18 protein-coding genes and 2 pseudogenes are annotated in these 17,478 nt (G+C 63.0%); 14 read left to right on the forward strand and 6 right to left on the reverse strand.

Annotated features, from left to right (window positions below; translation table 11 throughout):
• Nucleotides 1–1,123, reverse strand: a 1,123-nt coding sequence (argH, locus tag WA145_RS02555; protein WP_422580063.1) for an argininosuccinate lyase, incomplete at its 3' end; no start/stop codon positions are given.
• A gap of 390 nt (nucleotides 1,124–1,513) precedes the next feature.
• On the opposite strand from argH, the gene WA145_RS02560 reads away from it, so the two are divergent.
• The 8 genes and pseudogenes from WA145_RS02560 (at nucleotide 1,514) to rsd (ending at nucleotide 8,843) form a co-directional block, all read left to right on the forward strand.
• Nucleotides 1,514–2,596: a sensor histidine kinase gene (locus WA145_RS02560; RefSeq protein ID WP_422580064.1), complete on the forward strand. Its 1,083-nt coding sequence runs from the start codon at nucleotides 1,514–1,516 to the stop codon at nucleotides 2,594–2,596.
• Nucleotides 2,593–3,339, forward strand: coding sequence for a LytR/AlgR family response regulator transcription factor (locus WA145_RS02565; protein ID WP_422580065.1), 747 nt, complete (start codon nucleotides 2,593–2,595; stop codon nucleotides 3,337–3,339). The genes WA145_RS02560 and WA145_RS02565 overlap by 4 nt, the downstream gene beginning before the upstream one ends.
• A 91-nt stretch (nucleotides 3,340–3,430) precedes the next feature.
• Nucleotides 3,431–4,369 (forward strand): hydroxymethylbilane synthase, encoded by a 939-nt coding sequence (gene hemC, locus WA145_RS02570; RefSeq protein WP_422580066.1) that lies wholly within the window; start codon nucleotides 3,431–3,433, stop codon nucleotides 4,367–4,369.
• Nucleotides 4,369–5,121, forward strand: a pseudogene (locus tag WA145_RS02575) (uroporphyrinogen-III synthase); the annotation flags it as partial. The gene hemC and the pseudogene WA145_RS02575, both read left to right, overlap by 1 nt.
• A gap of 33 nt (nucleotides 5,122–5,154) precedes the next feature.
• Entirely contained in the window at nucleotides 5,155–6,360 is a 1,206-nt protein-coding gene (locus WA145_RS02580) for a uroporphyrinogen-III C-methyltransferase (protein ID WP_422580079.1), read from the forward strand.
• The gene (locus WA145_RS02585) at nucleotides 6,357–7,607 is read left to right on the forward strand and encodes a heme biosynthesis HemY N-terminal domain-containing protein (protein WP_422580067.1); all 1,251 of its coding nucleotides are present in this window, start codon (nucleotides 6,357–6,359) and stop codon (nucleotides 7,605–7,607) included. The genes WA145_RS02580 and WA145_RS02585 overlap by 4 nt, the downstream gene beginning before the upstream one ends.
• A 23-nt stretch (nucleotides 7,608–7,630) precedes the next feature.
• On the forward strand, nucleotides 7,631–8,173 hold the full coding sequence (locus tag WA145_RS02590) for a DUF3833 domain-containing protein (RefSeq protein ID WP_422580068.1): 543 nt from the start codon (nucleotides 7,631–7,633) through the stop codon (nucleotides 8,171–8,173).
• Between the two features lie 196 nt (nucleotides 8,174–8,369).
• Nucleotides 8,370–8,843: a sigma D regulator gene (gene rsd / locus WA145_RS02595; protein ID WP_422580069.1), complete on the forward strand. Its 474-nt coding sequence runs from the start codon at nucleotides 8,370–8,372 to the stop codon at nucleotides 8,841–8,843.
• 13 nt (nucleotides 8,844–8,856) lie between these two features.
• Here rsd and WA145_RS02600 read toward each other — a convergent pair whose 3' ends face one another.
• The gene (locus WA145_RS02600) at nucleotides 8,857–9,501 is read right to left on the reverse strand and encodes an FKBP-type peptidyl-prolyl cis-trans isomerase (RefSeq protein ID WP_422580070.1); all 645 of its coding nucleotides are present in this window, start codon (nucleotides 9,499–9,501) and stop codon (nucleotides 8,857–8,859) included.
• A 125-nt stretch (nucleotides 9,502–9,626) separates the two neighbouring features.
• On the opposite strand from WA145_RS02600, the gene WA145_RS02605 reads away from it, so the two are divergent.
• Nucleotides 9,627–10,505, forward strand: a complete 879-nt coding sequence (locus WA145_RS02605; protein ID WP_422580071.1) for an AlgP family protein — start codon at nucleotides 9,627–9,629, stop codon at nucleotides 10,503–10,505.
• Here WA145_RS02605 and WA145_RS02610 read toward each other — a convergent pair.
• Nucleotides 10,502–10,963 (reverse strand): TIGR02444 family protein, encoded by a 462-nt coding sequence (locus WA145_RS02610; protein WP_422580072.1) that lies wholly within the window; start codon nucleotides 10,961–10,963, stop codon nucleotides 10,502–10,504. The two genes, WA145_RS02605 and WA145_RS02610, sit on opposite strands and share 4 nt — an antisense overlap.
• A 318-nt stretch (nucleotides 10,964–11,281) precedes the next feature.
• On the opposite strand from WA145_RS02610, the gene WA145_RS02615 reads away from it, so the two are divergent.
• From WA145_RS02615 to rhtB, 4 genes are all read left to right on the forward strand, one after another.
• Complete coding sequence (locus tag WA145_RS02615) at nucleotides 11,282–13,192, forward strand: ATP-binding cassette domain-containing protein (RefSeq protein WP_422580073.1); 1,911 nt, start codon at nucleotides 11,282–11,284, stop codon at nucleotides 13,190–13,192.
• An 8-nt stretch (nucleotides 13,193–13,200) separates the two neighbouring features.
• Nucleotides 13,201–13,776, forward strand: a complete 576-nt coding sequence (locus WA145_RS02620; RefSeq protein ID WP_422580080.1) for a mechanosensitive ion channel domain-containing protein — start codon at nucleotides 13,201–13,203, stop codon at nucleotides 13,774–13,776.
• A gap of 5 nt (nucleotides 13,777–13,781) precedes the next feature.
• Entirely contained in the window at nucleotides 13,782–14,549 is a 768-nt protein-coding gene (locus tag WA145_RS02625; protein WP_422580074.1) for a TerC family protein, read from the forward strand.
• 88 nt (nucleotides 14,550–14,637) lie between these two features.
• A complete protein-coding gene (rhtB, locus tag WA145_RS02630; protein WP_422580075.1) occupies nucleotides 14,638–15,267 on the forward strand; it encodes a homoserine/homoserine lactone efflux protein in 630 nt (209 codons plus the stop codon).
• A 9-nt stretch (nucleotides 15,268–15,276) separates the two neighbouring features.
• Here the strand turns inward: rhtB and WA145_RS02635 are convergent, their stop codons facing one another.
• Complete coding sequence (locus tag WA145_RS02635) at nucleotides 15,277–16,050, reverse strand: SDR family NAD(P)-dependent oxidoreductase (protein ID WP_422580076.1); 774 nt, start codon at nucleotides 16,048–16,050, stop codon at nucleotides 15,277–15,279.
• Between the two features lie 183 nt (nucleotides 16,051–16,233).
• Here WA145_RS02635 and WA145_RS02640 point away from each other — a divergent pair, with 183 nt between their 5' ends.
• Nucleotides 16,234–16,686 (forward strand): YaiI/YqxD family protein, encoded by a 453-nt coding sequence (locus tag WA145_RS02640; RefSeq protein WP_422580077.1) that lies wholly within the window; start codon nucleotides 16,234–16,236, stop codon nucleotides 16,684–16,686.
• Nucleotides 16,687–16,719: 33 nt separating this feature from the next.
• Here WA145_RS02640 and WA145_RS02645 read toward each other — a convergent pair whose 3' ends face one another.
• Nucleotides 16,720–17,190: a thioesterase family protein gene (locus WA145_RS02645; protein ID WP_422580078.1), complete on the reverse strand. Its 471-nt coding sequence runs from the start codon at nucleotides 17,188–17,190 to the stop codon at nucleotides 16,720–16,722.
• 136 nt (nucleotides 17,191–17,326) lie between these two features.
• Nucleotides 17,327–17,478 (reverse strand): annotated as a pseudogene (locus tag WA145_RS02650) (isoprenoid biosynthesis protein ElbB); the annotation flags it as partial.

Consider the following 17,478-nt stretch of genomic DNA (forward strand, 5'->3'; position numbering starts at 1 on the left):
GGTCGGTGGCGGTGGAGAAACCGCGCAGCGCCGCTTCACGCATGATCGCGTGCTTGGGCTTGATCGCCGGGATCATGTCGGCAAAGGCGCGCAGCGAGTCGCGCAATGTGTCGGCGGCGTCGAACAGCGGCTCTTTGTCTTCCTGGTTGTCCTTGTTGTAGGCCAGCGGCTGGCCTTTCATCAGGGTCAGTAGGCCCATCAGCGCGCCGAACACGCGGCCGGTCTTGCCGCGTACCAGCTCGGGTACGTCCGGGTTTTTCTTCTGCGGCATGATCGAGCTGCCGGTGCAGAAGCGATCCGGCAGGTCGATAAACTGGAACTGCGCGCTGGTCCACAGCACCAGCTCTTCGGAGAAACGCGACAGGTGCATCATGGCAATCGAGGCGGCGGCGCAGAATTCGATGGCGAAGTCGCGATCCGACACGCCATCCAGCGAGTTGCCGCCCACGGCGTCGAAGCCCAGCAATTGTGCGGTGATTTCACGCTGAATCGGGTAGGTGGTACCGGCCAGCGCCGCGCTGCCGAGCGGCATGCGGTTGGTGCGCTTGCGGCAATCGATCAGGCGCTCGTAGTCGCGCGAAAGCATCTCGAACCAGGCCAGCAGGTGGTGACCGAAGGTCACCGGCTGCGCGGTTTGCAGGTGGGTGAAGCCGGGCATGATGGTCTCGGCTTCACGCTCGGCCTGCTCCAGCAGGCCCTGCTGCAGGCGGGTGATCTCGGCGAGGATCAGGTCGATCTCGTCACGCAGCCACAGGCGGATATCGGTGGCCACCTGGTCGTTACGGCTGCGCCCGGTGTGCAGCTTCTTGCCGGTGACGCCGATGCGGTCGGTCAGGCGCGCCTCGATGTTCATGTGCACGTCTTCCAGATCGACGCGCCAGTCGAACTGGCCCGCTTCGATCTCGCTTTGAATCTGTTTAAGGCCGTCGATGATGGCATCGCGCTCGGCATCGCTGAGTACGCCGACCTTGGCCAGCATGCTGGCGTGGGCGATGGAGCCCATGATGTCGTGGCGATACAGGCGCTTGTCGAATTCGACGGAGGCGGTAAAGCGGGCAACAAAGGCATCGACGGGCTCGCTGAAGCGGCCGCCCCAGGATTGGTTGGTTTTTTCAGTGCTCATGGGCTTCGCTCGGCTGGTGCGCTAAAACGGGCTGGCCGCGCTGGGGCGGCCGGCAAGACGGAAAAGTGCGTCGATAATAACAGGCTGGCTGTTAAATTCGCCGCGGCGCTTTGTCAGAACCTGTTTACGATCTGCTGCGCGTCGGCCCTACTGCGTTAAAAATAGGCTCGGAATGCTCATGTGCAAAAGCACACTCCGCTTCCTCGCCTGTTTTTGCCTTGTATGGCTCTAGCTCGTCGGCTCGTAAACACGTTCTCAGGTGGTTGCGTGAGCAGAGCAATGTTGCGCCGTTCACAGTTTTCGCGCGGCGGGCGCATTTCGGATGCTTTATTTTGTCCGGGCGCAGCTGTCTATCTTGCCGCTGGGGCGGGTCACGCGGAAACTGCGGCGATGAAAATAAAAAGCGCGCTATCAAAAACACAACCGCCACTGGTCGATGACTTCTTCGTGCCCGAGCTGTGCCAGCCAGAAGCCCTGCTGAGCATGGTGCTGCTGGCCGAGTTGCTGGTGTTGGTGCTGGTGTTGTCCGAGCCGATGCTGCCGGGCTTCGACTGGGTGCGCCTGGCGCTGACTTCACTGTTTGTACAGTGGATTGTGCTGCTCTCGGCCGCCGTGCTGTGCCGTCTGCGCCCGCTGATGGCGCGCATGCCTGCGGCCACGGCCGGCGCCTTGTGCTGCGCGATTGTGGTTACGCTGAGTCTGCTCTGTACTGCTGTGGCGGACTACTACGAACTGGGCGGGCCGTTGCCGCGCACCGGCGAAGTCAACCTCTACTTACGCCATGCCTTGATCAGCCTGATCATGTCGGCGTTGCTGCTGCGTTATTTCTACCTGCAGAGCCAATGGCGCAAGCAGGAGCAAGCCGAGCTGCGCGCCCGTATCGAGTCGCTGCAGGCGCGCATTCGTCCGCACTTTCTGTTCAACAGCCTCAATAGCATTGCCAGCCTGGTAGTGATCGACCCGTACAAGGCCGAGCAGGCGGTGCTGGACCTCTCCGATCTGTTCCGCGCCAGCCTGGCCAAACCCGGTAGCCTGGTGCCCTGGCGCGAGGAGCTGGAGCTGGCGCAACGATATTTGTCGATTGAGCGCTATCGGCTCGGCGAACGTCTACAGTTGCAGTGGGAGATTGTCGATGTGCCGGAGGATCTGCCAATTCCACAACTGACGTTGCAGCCCTTACTGGAAAACGCCTTGATCTACGGTATTGCGCCGCGCATCGAGGGCGGCCTGGTGCGGGTCGAGGCGAGTTATCACGAGGGGGTATTCCAGCTGTGCGTGAGCAACCCATACGAACAACTAGGCGAGCAGCCGCCATCGCGCGGCACGCATCAAGCGCTGACCAACATCGATGCGCGGCTGGTGGCACTTTTCGGGCCGCGGGCCAGTCTCAGCGTAGAGCGCCGTGACGGACGCCACTTCACTTGTCTACGCTATCCTTGTGCGAGACCCAAGCAGGAAGCCCGTGCATTATGAATGTCCTGATTGTCGATGATGAACCCCTGGCCCGAGAGCGTCTAAGCCGCATGGTGGGCGAACTCGAGGGCTATCGCGTGCTTGAACCCGCAGCCAGCAACGGCGAGGAGGCGCTGAGCCTGATCGACAGCCTGAAGCCGGATGTGGTGTTACTGGACATCCGCATGCCCGGCCTGGATGGTCTGCAGGTGGCGGCCAAGCTGTGTGAGCGCGAGGCGCCGCCGGCCGTGATTTTCTGCACCGCCCATGATGAATTCGCCCTGGAAGCCTTTCAGGTCAGCGCAGTGGGTTATCTGGTCAAGCCGGTTCGCGCGGAAAGCCTCAGCGAGGCGTTGAAGAAAGCCGAGCGACCCAACCGTGTGCAGCTGGCCGCCTTGACTCGTCCTGCCATAGATAGCGGTGGCGGCCCGCGCAGCCATATCAGTGCGCGCACCCGTAAAGGCATCGAGCTGATTCCGCTGGATCAGGTGATCTACTTTATTGCCGACCACAAATACGTGACCCTGCGCCACGCCGGTGGCGAAGTGCTGCTGGATGAACCGCTGAAGGCATTGGAAGACGAGTTTGGTGATCGCTTTGTGCGCATCCACCGCAACGCCCTGGTCGCCCGTGAGCGTATCGAACGCTTGCAGCGCACGCCGCTCGGGCATTTTCAGTTGTTCCTCAAGGGCATGAACGAGGAAGCGCTGATTGTCAGCCGCCGGCATGTAGCCGGGGTGCGCAAATTAATGCACAACCTCTGAGGCTGGCCGGGCACCCGGATGACTCCGGGTCGCAGGCCTGATCTGGGCCAGCCTGTTATTATCCTCGGCAGTCCGTTTTCTGGAATTGCCCATGTCTCGCGAAATCCGCATTGCCACCCGTAAAAGTGCCCTGGCCCTGTGGCAGGCCGAACACGTCAAAGCCCGCCTGGAGCAGGCCCACCCTGGCCTCAAGGTCAGCCTGGTGCCCATGGTCAGCCGTGGCGACAAGCTGCTCGATGCGCCGCTGGCGAAGATTGGCGGCAAGGGGCTGTTCGTCAAAGAGCTGGAGACTGCCCTGCTCGAAGGCGAGGCCGATATCGCCGTGCATTCGATGAAGGATGTGCCGATGGACTTTCCTGAAGGTCTGGGCCTGTACTGCATCTGCGAGCGCGAAGACCCGCGTGACGCCTTCGTTTCCAACACCTATGCCAGCCTTGATGCTTTGCCCACCGGCAGCGTGGTCGGCACCTCCAGTCTGCGCCGTCAGGCCCAGCTGCTGGCACGCCGGCCGGATCTGAAAATCCAGTTCCTGCGCGGCAACGTCAATACCCGCCTGGCTAAGCTGGATGCCGGCGAGTACGACGCCATCATCCTCGCCGCTGCCGGTCTGATTCGCCTCGGTTTCGAAGCGCGTATCCGCTCCTCGATCAGCGCCGAAGACAGCCTGCCGGCCGGTGGCCAGGGTGCGGTGGGCATCGAATGCCGCACTGCCGATAGCGAGATCCATGCCCTGCTGGCGCCGCTGCATCATCGCGATACCGCGCTGCGGGTGACCGCCGAGCGCGCGCTGAACAAACACCTGAATGGCGGTTGCCAGGTGCCAATCGCCTGTTATGCCGTGCTGGAAGGCGAGCAGCTGTGGTTGCGCGGCCTGGTCGGTCAGCCGGATGGCGGCTTGCTGCTGCGGGCGGAAAGCCGCGCTCCGGTCGCTCAGGCTGAACAGCTGGGTGTGCAGGTAGCCGAAGCGCTGCTGACCCAGGGTGCTGCGGCTATTCTGCAAGCCGTCTATGGCGAGGCCGCTGCCGAGTGATGGGTTGGCGTTTGCTGCTGACGCGACCGGCTCAGGAGTCGGCCGCGCTGGCAGCAACCCTGGCCGAGCAGGGCATCTACAGCAGCAGCTTGCCGTTGTTGGCCATCGAAGCGCTGAGCGAGAGTGCCGAACAACGCGCCACGCTTGCCGATCTGCAGAGTTACTGCGCGGTCATCGTGGTGAGCAAGCCGGCGGCGCGGCTGGGTCTCGATCTGCTGGCTCGCGCTCAAATTCCAGTGTCTGCCGAGCAACCCTGGTTCAGCGTCGGTGCGGCGACGGCGCAGATTCTTCGTGAGCAGGGCCTGCAGGTGTATTACCCGGAACAGGCCGATGACAGCGAGGCACTGCTCGCCCTGCCGCAGTTACAGCAGGCGCTGACGACGGCCGTCAGCCCAAGGGTGTTGATCCTGCGCGGCGAGGGTGGCCGAGAGTTACTGGCCCAGCGCTTGCGCGGCCAAGGCGTGCAGGTGGACTATCTGCCACTGTATCGCCGGGTGCTGCCGGATTACCCGTCCACGGCGCTGATCGAGCGGGTTCAGGCTGAACGCCTGAACGCGCTGGTGGTCAGCAGTGGGCAGGGCTTTGTGCATTTGCGCGAGCTGGCCGCTGATGCCTGGGCCGAACTGGCTCGGCTACCCTTGTTTGTGCCCAGCCCGCGAGTGGCCGACATGGCCCGTGCCGCGGGTGCGCAATTTGTTGTGGACTGCCGTGGCGCGAGTGCCGCGGCGTTGCTGGCAGCCTTGCAGGCGCAACCTGCCCCGATCTCTGACGCAAAGGATGGATACGTGAGCGAAGCAACTACTCCGAAAGAGCAAGCCCCGAATGATCACGCCGTAAAACAAGCCGAACAGGCACCGCAGGACGCTGCGGCGCCGCCCGTTACGCCAACGTCTGCTGCAGATAAGTCGGCTGCGCGTGGCAACGGTCTGGCGTTGCTGGCCTTGTTGGTTGCGGCGGCCGGCGCCGGTGCGGGCGGTTGGGGGTTGTGGCAGTTGCAGGCGTTGGACGCTCGCGAGCAACAACAGCTGGGCCAGCTGCAGCAGGCGCGTAATGAGGCGCAAAGCCTGGCGCAGACCGGCAAGAAATTAGAGATGCGCCTCGATCAGCTGCCCAGCGTCGAGGAACTGGAAACCCGTCGTCGCCTGCTGACCCAATTACAGGGTGATCAGCAATTGCTCAGCCAACGCCTGGAAACCGTGCTGGGTGCCAGTCGCCAGGACTGGCGCCTGGCCGAGGCCGAACATCTGCTGCGTCTAGCCAGTTTGCGCCTGTCTGCGCTGCAGGACATCAACAGCGCCACCGCGCTGGTGCAGGCCGCCGATGAAATCCTCCACCAGCAGGATGATCCGGCGGCCTTCGCCGCCCGCGAGCAATTAGCCAAGAGCCTGCAAGCGCTGCGCTCAACCGCCAACCTGGACCGTACCGGGCTGTTTCTGCAACTCGGCGCCTTGCGCGAGCAGGTGGCGCAGCTCAATGCCCTGACCCCGAGTTTCAGCGGCGAGGGTGGCGTGCTCAGCGAGCTGGCTGCCGAGGGTGTAATGGAGCAGCAATGGTGGCAGCGTGGCCTGCAGACCTTGTCGGAATACTTCCGTATCGACTTCAACGCCGACCGCAATATCCGCCCAATACTCGCCGGCCAGAGCCTGACCCAGGTACGTCTGGCCCTCAGCCTGGCGCTGGAGCAGGCGCAGTGGGGTGCGCTGCACGGCCAGAGCGAGGTCTATCGCCAGGCTTTGCAGCAGGCGCGTGAAGTGCTGGATGCGCATTTTGATATGGACAACCCCAATAGTCGCGCCCTGCGTGCCCGTATCGACGAGCTGGTCGAGCGGCCGATTGCACTGACGCCGCCGGACCTCGGCCCGACACTGAATGCCGTGCAGGCCTATATTCAGGCCAAGCAGGCCGCGCGCAGCCAGCAGAAGATCGAAGCTGAACCTGCCGCCGCGGCCAGCGATGATGTCGAGGCGCAGCCGCAGGAGGCCCTGCAATGAAGCGCCTCTACTGGTTACTGCTGATGCTGGTGGTGGTTGTTGGCGTCGCCAGCCTGATGCTGTTCGGTCTGCCGCTGGCCGAGCACAAGGGTTATGTGCTGATTGCCTTCCAGGGCTTTCGTTATGAATCCAGCCTGTGGGCCTTTGTCGCGCTGGTGCTGGTGCTCTGGCTGCTGATTTATCTGCTGCGCTTGAGCGTACGGCTGCTGGTCACGTCCGGCGGTCTGCTCAACCCCTGGTCACGCTTGCACAGCCGTCGCCGCGTACGCCTGGCGTCCGAGCAGGGCTTTCTCGATCTGGCCGAAGGTCGCTGGGCGCGTGCCCTGCGTCATCTTAAGCAGGCGGCCAGCAGCTCGCCGCAGCCGTTGAGTTATTACCTGGGCGCCGCGCGCGCCGCGCATCAGCTGGGTCATTACAACGACAGCGACGACCTGCTGGAGCAGGCGCTCAATCACCAACCGCAGGCAGAGCTGGCAATTGCCTTGCAGCACGCCGAGCTGCAGCTGGCGCGGGGGCAAGCGGCGGATGCGCTGGAGACCCTGCAGGCCATGCGCTTGCGTCATCCGCACCATCACCTGGTGTTGCGTCAGTTGCAGCAGCTCTACCTGCAGGCAGGCGACTGGTCGGCGCTGCTTGGGCTGCTGCCTGATCTGCACAAGGAGAAAGCCCTGGGCAATGCCGAGCTGAGTGAACTTGAGCGGCAGGCCTGGCGCGGTCGTTTGCTGCAGGCCGGTCGACCGGCTGACGGCGATACCCAGGCGGCGCTGCTGGCGATGCAGCAAAGCTGGCAGGCCATGTCGACCGCGCAGCATCAGGAGCCCGAGCTGCTGGCGGTGTATGCCGAGCAACTGCGCCAGCTGGGTGCCGAAGCTGAGGCGGAAGAGCTGTTGCGGCATTTCTTGAAACAGCACTACGACACCGCCCTGGTGCGTCTCTACGGCTTGCTGCGTGGACGTGATCTGGGCAAGCAACTGCAAGCGGCCGAGGGCTGGTTGAAGCAGCATCCACAGGATGCCGGTCTGTTGCTGACGCTGGGAAGGCTGTGCCTGCACAGCCAGCTGTGGGGCAAGGCCAGGGATTACCTGGAGAGCAGCCTGGCGCTTCAGCGCCACCCGGAAACCTGCGCCGAGCTGGCGCGTCTGCTGGCGCAACTGGGGGAGCTGGAGCGCAGCAACAGCCTGTATCAGGAAGGTCTGCGCCTGCTTGATGCACGGTTATGCACGCCGGCTTTGCCGGCAGCGACCTGAGTTAACCGCTTATCGAGGTGCTTATGCGAAGGCTGTTGATCTGTTGTCTGGTACTGCTATTGGTGGGTTGCGCCGGCCCGCAGGTGAATGATTACGCCAGCCAGCAGCCGCGTCTGGAGCTGAGCGGTTACTTCAAGGGCGACTTGCAGGCCTGGGGCATGTTCCAGAATCGCTCCGGCGAGGTGGTCAAGCGCTTCCATGTGGCCATGACCGGCACCTGGGCCGGCGATGTCGGCGTGCTCGACGAGCGTTTTACTTACAGCGATGGCAGCACCGAGCGGCGCGTCTGGACCCTGAGCAAACAGGCTGACGGCAGCTGGCGTGGCACTGCTGATGATGTGGTGGGTGAGGCGATTGGAGAGGTCGCCGGCAATGCCTTGCACTGGCGCTACAAGCTGCGCCTGAAGGTCGATGACTCAAGCTATGTGGTTGATTTTGATGACTGGATGTTCCTGATGGACGGCCAGGTGATGCTCAATCGGGCGCGTATGTCGAAGTGGGGCATTGATCTGGGCCAGGTCACCCTGAGCTTTTACAAGCCCGCTGCGGCTGAGGGGGCCGAGTAGCTGTCGGTTAAACGCTTGTATGAAATTTTCTCCAGCGCTACCTTGAAGGCCTAGGCCGGCGGGAATAATCTGGCTCGCAGATACCGCCGGAAAGTTGCCGTTTCACGGTTGTCTTCCCAGACCTTGCACCGACTGACAAAAATCTGCCTCGATGCGGGCGTACAACACTAATAGCAATAGGGAAGTAGAGGTCATCATGCTCGAGAGTTGTCAGAACGCCGAGGAACGTTGGGGTGGGGTTCACCTGCTGATCGACCGCTGGCTGCAAGAGCGCAAGGAGCTGGTGCATGCCTATGCCGCCATCAACAGCTCGCCGCAAGCGCCAAGCGCTAATGCCGAAGCCTTGCAGCATTTCTGCGAAATTCTCGTCGATTACGTATCTGCAGGCCACTTCGAGGTCTATGAACAGTTGACCAGTGAAGCCAAGGCCTTTGGGGATCAGCGTGGCCTCGATCTGGCCAAACAGATCTACCCGCGTATCGAAGTGATCACCGAAGTGGCGCTGGCCTTCAACGACCGCTGCGATAATGGCGATTGTCACGATTCGGTATCGCTGCTCGATGAACTGAAACACCTGGGCCAGTTGCTGCACGAGCGTTTCGAACTGGAGGACTGTCTGATCGAAGTCCTGCACAACGCCCATCAGCAACAGCCCGCGCCGGCGCTCTGACTGGGCTGACGCGTTACTCCTTGGTGTCGAGCAACTCCAGCTCGAACACCAGGGGCGAGTAGGGCGGAATCAAATCCCCCGCGCCTTCTTCGCCATACGCCTGCGCCGACGGAATCACCAGGCGCCACTGCGCGCCTACCGGCATCTGCTGCAGCGCACTGCGCCATCCGGAAATTACGCTGTCCAGGCGAAACCACTGCGCGGTCTGACTTTCGTCAAACTGACTGCCATCTGCCAGAAAACCTATATAGCGCACTTGAATGCGGTCCTTCGGGCCGGGCTTGCGGCCGCTGCCGGCGCGCAGTTCCTGCATCAGCACGCCATTTTGCAATACCCGCACACCGGCCTTGGCTTTCTCCATGGCGAGAAAACGCTGCTCGGCTGTTTTAGCTTTTTCGATGCGCTGCGGTGCGTTGGCCAGCTGCGCTTCATGCTCGGCCAGCAGGCTTTCGATGCGCTTGGCATCCAGGGTCAGCGGCTCATTGCGGTAGGCCTGGCGCAGGCCGTCGAGCAGCGCTTGCAGCTGCAAATCCGGCACCTCGTCGCGCAGCCGTTCACCGAGTTTTACCCCCAGGCTGTAGGCCAGGTCGTGGGCGTGCTCGTCTGCTTGAGACAAGGGCGCGAGCAGGCAGAGCAGTAGCAGGGCAAAACGTGGCATGGGGGTTCTCCGGCCGAAGGTGCGCCGATTATGCCAGCCAGGCTCGCAAGCTCAATGCGCGAGGTGGCAAGGCGGCCAACAGGAGGTCTAGTATGACGCCATCTTCATCCGCCAGGAGGCGTGTCATGTCGGCTACAAAGAATGCAAAGAAGAAATCAGTGAGTACCCCGCTGCACCTGTTGCAGCAACTTTCCAGCAGCCTGCTTGAGCATCTTGAAGATGCCTGCACCCGCGCTTTGGTTGATGCCGAGAAGCTGCTCGCCAAGCTGGAAAAGCAACGCGGCAAGGCCCAGGAAAAACTGCATAAAGCCCGCAGCAAAATGCAGGATGCGGCGGTAGCCGGCAAAGCCAAGGCCCAGGCCAAAGGTAAAGAAGCCGTGGCCGAACTGGAGCAGTTGCTCGATACCCTGAAAGACCGTCAAAGCGAAACCCGCACTTATATCGCCGGCCTTAAGCGCGACGCGCAGGAAAGCCTGAAACTGGCCCAGGGCGTTGGCAAGGTTAAAGAAGCCGTAAGCAAGGCGCTGCACAGCCGTTCGACCAAAGCGGCTGCCGTTAAACCTGCAGCCAAGCCCGCTGCGGCTAAACCAGCTGCCAGTAAGCCAGCGGCTAAACCTGCTGCGCCAGCCGCCAAGGCTCCGGCTAAAGCCCCCGCCAAACCGGCGGCCAACGCACCGGCCAAGGCCGCAAGCAAAGCCCCCGCCGCGGCAAAACCTGCAGCCAAGGCGCCGGCCAAACCGGCGGTGAAGAAACCCGCAGCGGCCAGCACGGCCAAGCCAGCGGCGAGCAAGCCTGCCAAGCCAGCCACTAAACCTGCAGTGAAAAAAGCGCCAGCCGCCAAACCTGCGGCGAAATCCGTAGCGAAGCCTGCTGCGAAAAAACCAGCCGCCAAGCCAGCCGCTAAACCGGCTGCTGCCAAGCCAGCCGCTGCCAAGGCAGCGGTTGCCGAAGCGCCTGCTGCACCTGCCGGCAGCAATGGCAGCACCCTGCCAAGCGCCGTTTAAGCGCTGAGGTGTGCCGCCGCGATGTGCAGCGCGTGCAGCGCATCGCGGTTGCCCGGCTGAGGCGCCAGGCGCTCCAGCCAGTTCAGCGGCGCGTCCGCGCCGTTTGACCAATCTTGCGTGCACGCCGCCAGACGTTCCAGCTGCTCGCGTTCGGCTGCCAGTTCAAGCTGTTTGATCTGATCGCGTAACTGCGCCAAGGCGTTATCGCGCTGCGCTGGCTCACGCCAGCTTTGCCGCAAGTGGCGCAGCGGCATCACCACCTGCTGTTGCCAGGGCTGCGCCACAGCGCGCAATGCCTCGGTGCGCTCGTTGCTGCAGGCAATCTGCCGGCGCTCCAGCCAGGCGGCGCAGAGCAGCAGGCACACGTCTGCCCCTTGCGTTTGCAGCAACAGGCACGCGGCCTCGACGCCAGGGCGTTGATAGAGTGCTTCGGCGAATCGCCACAGGTCAGTAGGCATGGTGCTTTCCGGGTTTCACTAGGGTCTGTTGCCGTTTCATTCACGGCCGCGCCGGAGCCTGTTTTTGCGCGAGGCAAGGCACGAGACACGAAGTTTGGTTGTTCCAAATGAGTGTCGAGAAACGAAGTATCGCGCAAAAACAGGCCCGGCCCTTTGGGTTGCGCGGGAAATGGCCCCCCGCTGTTGTTGCAGGACTTGGCAAGGGAATGACCATTACCTGCGTCCTGCGCCTAACCGGGGGCCATTGCTCGCGGCAATGCGGCTCGCGATGAAACGGGAACAGACCCTAAAGGGACTCTGGTAGACTCCGCCGCCATTATGATCCGACTCCAGAACCTGACTTTACAGCGTGGCCCTCAGCGTCTGCTAGAAGACGCCGAGATGACCCTGCACCCCGGCCACAAAGCCGGCCTGATCGGCGCCAACGGCGCCGGCAAATCCAGCCTGTTTGCCCTGCTGCGTGGCGAGCTGAGTGCGGACGCGGGCGACTGCCTGATTCCCGCCGACTGGCGCGTGGCGCATATGCGCCAGGAGATCGACGCGGTCGAGCGCCAGGCGGTGGACTATGTCCTCGATGGCGACCTGCAACTGCGCAAGGTGCAGGCCGAACTGGCCGTGGCCGAAGCGGCGCATGACGGCGCTGCAGTGGCGCGTTTGCATACCGAACTCGATACCCTCGACGGCTACAGCGCCGATGCCCGCGCGCGCAAGCTGCTCGCCGGCCTGGGTTTCGACAGCGCGCAGATGGACCGCCGCGTCGGCGACTTCTCCGGTGGCTGGCGCATGCGCCTGAACCTCGCGCAGGCGTTGATGTGCCCGTCCGACCTGCTGCTGCTCGACGAGCCGACCAACCACCTCGATCTGGATGCGATTCTCTGGCTGGAAAGCTGGCTGAAAGGTTACCCCGGTACCTTGCTGCTGATCTCCCATGACCGCGATTTCCTGGATGCCGTAGTGGACCACGTTGCCCACCTCGATCAGCAGAAACTGACCCTCTATCGCGGTGGCTACTCGGCGTTCGAGCGCACCCGTGCCGAGCGGCTGGCGCAGCAGCAGCAGGCCTACGAGAAGCAGCAAGTGCAGCGCGCGCACATGGAAAAGTACATCGCCCGCTTCAAGGCCCAGGCCACCAAGGCGCGCCAGGCGCAGAGCCGGATCAAGGCGCTGGAACGCATGGAAGAACTGTCCGCCGCGCACGTCGACTCGCCCTTCGACTTCAGCTTCCGCGAGGCTGACAAGATATCCAGTCCGCTGCTCAGCCTGAGCGAAGGCCGCCTCGGTTACGGCGACAAGGTGGTGCTGGAGAAGGTCAAACTGAACCTCGCTCCGGGTGCGCGCCTGGGCCTGCTCGGGCCGAACGGTGCGGGCAAATCGACCCTGATCAAGAACCTGTCGAACGAGTTGCAACCGATCAGCGGCCACCTGCAGCGCGGCGAGAATCTGGTGGTCGGCTACTTTGCCCAGCATCAGCTCGATGCCCTGGATGACAAAGCCAGCCCGCTGCTGCACTTCCAGCGCCTGGCGCCGGCCGAGCGTGAACAGACCCTGCGCGATTTTCTCGGCGGGTTTGACTTCCGCGGCCCGCGGTGCGACGAGCCGGTGCTGAATTTCTCCGGTGGCGAGAAAGCCCGCCTGGCCCTGGCGCTGATCGCCTGGGGCAAGCCCAACCTGCTGCTGCTGGATGAGCCGACCAACCACCTCGACCTGGAAATGCGCCTGGCGCTGACCATGGCGCTGCAGGAATTCAGCGGCGCAGTGGTGGTGGTGTCGCACGACCGCCACCTGCTGAAAAGCACCACCGACGAGTTCCTGCTGGTCGCCGATGGCCGGGTGCAGCCGTTCGACGGTGATCTGGAAGACTACGCCCGCTGGCTGGTGGATTACCGCACGCGGCAGGCGCCGACCAGCAGCGGCGAAAGTAACCCGGACAAATCCGACAAGCGTGTGCAGCGCCAGGCTGCTGCTGCGCTGCGCCAGCAGTTAGCGCCGCACAAGCGCGAAGCCGACAAGCTGGAGAAAGAGCTGGGCCAGCTGCACGAGAAGCTCGCGGCCGTCGAAGCCCGTCTGGGCGACAGCGCCATCTACGAAGCCGCGCGCAAGGACGAACTGCGCGACGCCCTGGCCGAACAGGCCACGCTGAAAAGCCGCGAAGCCGATCTGGAGGAACGCTGGATGCTCGCGCTGGAAACCCTCGAAGCCTTGCAAGCCGAGCTGGAGGCCGCCAGTTGAATATCGCCCTGCCGACCCTGGAATGGCTGACGACCTGGCAAGAGCCGTTGCTGCGCGCCGGTCAGATTATCCTGATTGTGCTGCTGGCCTGGCTGTTCCAGCGCATTCTCACCCGTGGCATCACCCGCCTCGGCAAACGCTACCCGCAGTTGCCGGCCGAATTGCTGATGCCCCTGCGCGGACTGCTGCGCTGGTTGATTGTCGGTAGCGCATTCATGCTCGTACTGGAGCGTCTGGGCGTTTCTGCACAGGTGCTGTGGACCGCGCTAACCGGCTTTGCCGCCGTCGCTGCGGTGGCCTTCTTCGCGATCTGGAGCGTGTTGTCGAACATGTTCTGCGCGCTGCTGATCTTCGCCATGGGGCCCTTTCGCATCGGCGAATGCGTCGAAGTGCTGGAAAGCGCCGACAAGCCCGGCGTGCGCGGGCGGGTGGTGGCAATCAACCTGTTCTATACCACCCTGGAAGATCTCAGCGGTGATGCGCCTGGCGCCTGGGTGCAGATTCCCAATAGCCTGTTTTTCCAAAAAGCCGTGCGCCGCTGGCGCAGTGGCGATATCCCACCTCTACCTACTAGCGAGACTTAATCCCTATGGAATGGCTGGCCAGCCCTGAACTCTGGGTCGCGTTTCTGACCCTGACTGCCCTGGAAATTGTCCTGGGCATCGACAACATCATCTTTATCTCGATCCTGGTCAGCCGCCTGCCCAAGCATCAGCAACCCAAGGCGCGTTTCTTCGGCCTGGCCCTGGCCATGGGTACGCGGATTCTGCTGCTGCTGTCGATCAGCTGGGTGATGCGCCTGACGGCCGACCTGTTCCATGTGTTTGACCAAGGCTTCTCCGGGCGTGACCTGATCCTGTTCTTTGGTGGCCTGTTCCTGTTGTGGAAGAGCACTGCCGAGATCTTCCACAGCCTGGAAGGCGAAGAAGAAGCCCAGGCTGCCGGTGGCAAGACCTACGGCTTTATGGGGATCATCGTGCAGATCGCGATTATCGATATCGTCTTCTCCCTGGATTCGGTCATCACCGCAGTCGGCCTGGTCGACAACGTGCCAGTCATGGTCGCGGCCATCATCATCTCGGTGATCGTGATGATGCTGTCGGCAGGCACCATCAGCGACTTTATCGACAAGCACCCGAGCCTGAAAATTCTCGCCCTGTCGTTCCTCATCGTGGTCGGCACCGTGCTGGTTGCCGAAGCCTTCGGCGTGCATGTGCCGAAGGGTTATGTGTACTTCGCCATGGCCTTCTCGCTGGCCGTGGAAGCCATCAATATCCGCATGCGTGTGGCCCGCGCACGGGCCCGCAAGGAAGCCGAGCCGGCGCCGGTGCAACTGCGTAAAGACCTGCCGGACTGATCGACAGGCTGGGCGCGGTAACCGACAAGGGGTAGGCTAACGAGCCTGCCCCTTTTTATTGATGCGGTTTTCTGATCGGAGAAATGCCATGGCACTGGAAACCTGGCTTGCGTTCTTGCTGGCCTGTTGGGTCATCAGCCTGTCGCCGGGTGCTGGGGCGATTGCCTCGATGTCGGCCGGGCTGCAATACGGCTTTCTGCGCGGCTACTGGAATGCCCTGGGGCTGCAGCTGGGCTTGGCCTTGCAGATTGCGATTGTGGCGGCCGGTGTTGGGGCGATTCTGGCGGCGTCGGAATTGGCCTTCAGCCTGATCAAGTGGTTCGGCGTGGTCTATCTGGTGTACCTCGGCTATCGCCAGTGGCAGGCGCTGCCCAGCGATATGACGGCGCAAACCGAGCGGCCCAGCGGCCGGCCGCTGACCCTGGTGCTACGGGGTTTTCTGGTCAACTTCAGCAACCCCAAGGCAATCGTCTTTATGCTCGCGGTGCTGCCGCAGTTCCTTAATCCGCAGGCGCCACTGCTGAGCCAGTACCTGGTGATGGGCGTGACCATGATCTGCGTCGACCTGATCGTGATGGCCGGCTACACCGGCCTGGCCGCACGGGTGCTGGGCGCGCTGCGTTCGCCACGTCAGCAGAAGCTGATGAACCGTACTTTTGGCGCGCTGTTTATCGGCGCGGCGGCATTGCTGGCCAGCGTGCGCCGCGCGCCGGTCTGAACTGCTGAGTTACCAGGGGATGGGTTGGCCGTCCCAGCCCCAGAACGTGCCGGTCTGCGCCGGGCCGTGCTGTTCGATCTGCGCGAGCAGGCACTCGGCGGCATAGCTCGGGGTAAACAGCTGGTCGGCCGGCACATTAGCCTGGAAGGGTTTCGACAGCGCGGTGTCGGTGGTGCCGGGGTGCAGGCTGAGCACACAGCTATTGGGGTTGAGCCGACTCAGCTCGATGCTTGCGGTGTGCAACAGCTGATTCAGTGCCGCCTTGCTGGCGCGGTAGCTGTACCAGCCGCCGAGGCGGTTGTCGCCAATCGAGCCGACCCGTGCCGACAGCGCCGCCACCGTGCAGGCATGCTGGCCGCGTAGCAGCGGCAGCAGGTGCTTGAGCAGCAGGATCGGCGCAAAGCTGTTGCGCTGAAAGGTCGCCAACAACCCCGCAAGATTGAGCTGGGCCAAGCCCTTCTCGGCTTTCGCTGCGCCGTCCTGCAACACGCCAACCGTGCACAGCAGCAGATGCAGGCGCGGGATGGCGGCGCGCAAATGCGCGGCCAGCTCACTCAGCGCCTGTTCATCGCACACATCCACATCCAGGCACTGCAGGCGCGGGCCATGCTGATCTTGCAGTTCAAGCAGGCCCGGTGCCTGACTGGCCTGGCGGGCGACAGCCCAGACCCCGGCGATATCCGTGCGTGCCAGCAATTGCGCTGTCAGGGCCAGACCAATCCCCCGGCTGGCGCCACAGACCAGGACATGCGCCGGTTCTTCCAAACGTTGCCAAAAATTCATCGCATCACTCCTGTGGGGCGCGTGATCAGATTCGCCAGCACTCAGTAGACAATGGTTATGCTCAGTACTTTGCCGGGTATGGGCTTTGAGCCTATCGGCTCTGGAATGTGTTCGCGAGCGATTACAGTCAGTCTGGCGAGCGTGCTTAGCCTAAAACTGGGTTACAACGGAGAATATGCGCTGATGCGAGTCTGGATCGATGCCGATGCCTGCCCCAAGGCGGCCAAGGATCAGGTGGTGAAGTTCGCCCTGAAACGGCGCTTCGAGGTGCTGCTGGTGGCGGGTCAGGCGCAAATCAAACCGGCCTACAGCTGTGTGCGGCTGATCGTGGTGCCCAGCGGGCCGGATGCCGCCGATGATTACCTGGTCGAACACGCCCTGCCGGGTGAGCTGGTGATCTGCAGCGACGTGCCATTGGCCGACCGTTTAGTGAAGAAGGGCGTGGCTGCCCTCGATCCGCGTGGCCGCGAGTTTGATGAGCGCAATATGGGCGACAAGCTAGCGGTGCGTAACCTGTTTACCGAGTTGCGCGAGCTGGGCCAGGTTGGTGGCGGCCAGCCGCCCTATGGCGAGCGCGACAAGCAGGCGTTCGCCAATTCACTGGATCGCATCCTGACCCGCTTGCAGCGCGGCTAGCCCCTGCTGATGGGTATCGCTGTGCTCAACATCCTAGCCGCACAGATAAGTACCGGTGCCAACCGCCACCAGGGTGCCGTCGTCGCTGTGCAGTTCACTGCGCACCACCGCCACCTTGTTGCCGGTGCGCAGCAACGCGGCGCTGGCGGTAAAGCGCTGGCCACGGCCGGGGCGCAGGTAGTCGATGCGCAGGTCGATGGTGCCGAGTTTGGACAGCCGCGCCATGCGTTCGGCGCTGGACAGGTGCTGGTGTTTGTCGAAGGCGCCGATCAGCGCCATGGCGCCGCCGCAGACGTCCAGCAGCGAAGAAATCACCCCGCCATGCAGGATGCCGTGGACGAAGTTGCCAATCAGTTCGGGCTTCATCGGCAGGTGCATGGTCACGCGCTGGGCGCTTAGCTCATCCAGCTCGATACCGAGCATCTGGTTGAAGGGTATGCGCTGGAAGAAGCTGCTGACTGCTTGCTGCAGCTCGGCGGTCAGCTCGAACGGTGGGGTGCTCATAGGGGCGTGCCTGGGCGAGGGGATGTTCAAGCTGCCGCACTGTGGCCGATCTGACCAGTGGCGCGGCTGGAGTGCCGCGCGCATTGGCGTGATTGGCGTGCTATCGGCCTGATCTACGGCTGATCAGGCCGCAGACTTAGACAGGGTGGCTAAGCTCCAGCACCCGATCCACCAGCTTGTTGATCCCCGAGGCGGCTTCGCTGATCGACTGGGCGAGCATGTAGGCCGGGGTGGTCACCAGCTTGCGCTCGGCGTCTTCGACTATCTCGCTGACGTCGCACTCGTGGT

Origin of the sequence: Pseudomonas sp., assembly GCF_049301935.1 — a bacterium.
GTDB lineage: Bacteria > Pseudomonadota > Gammaproteobacteria > Pseudomonadales > Pseudomonadaceae > Aquipseudomonas.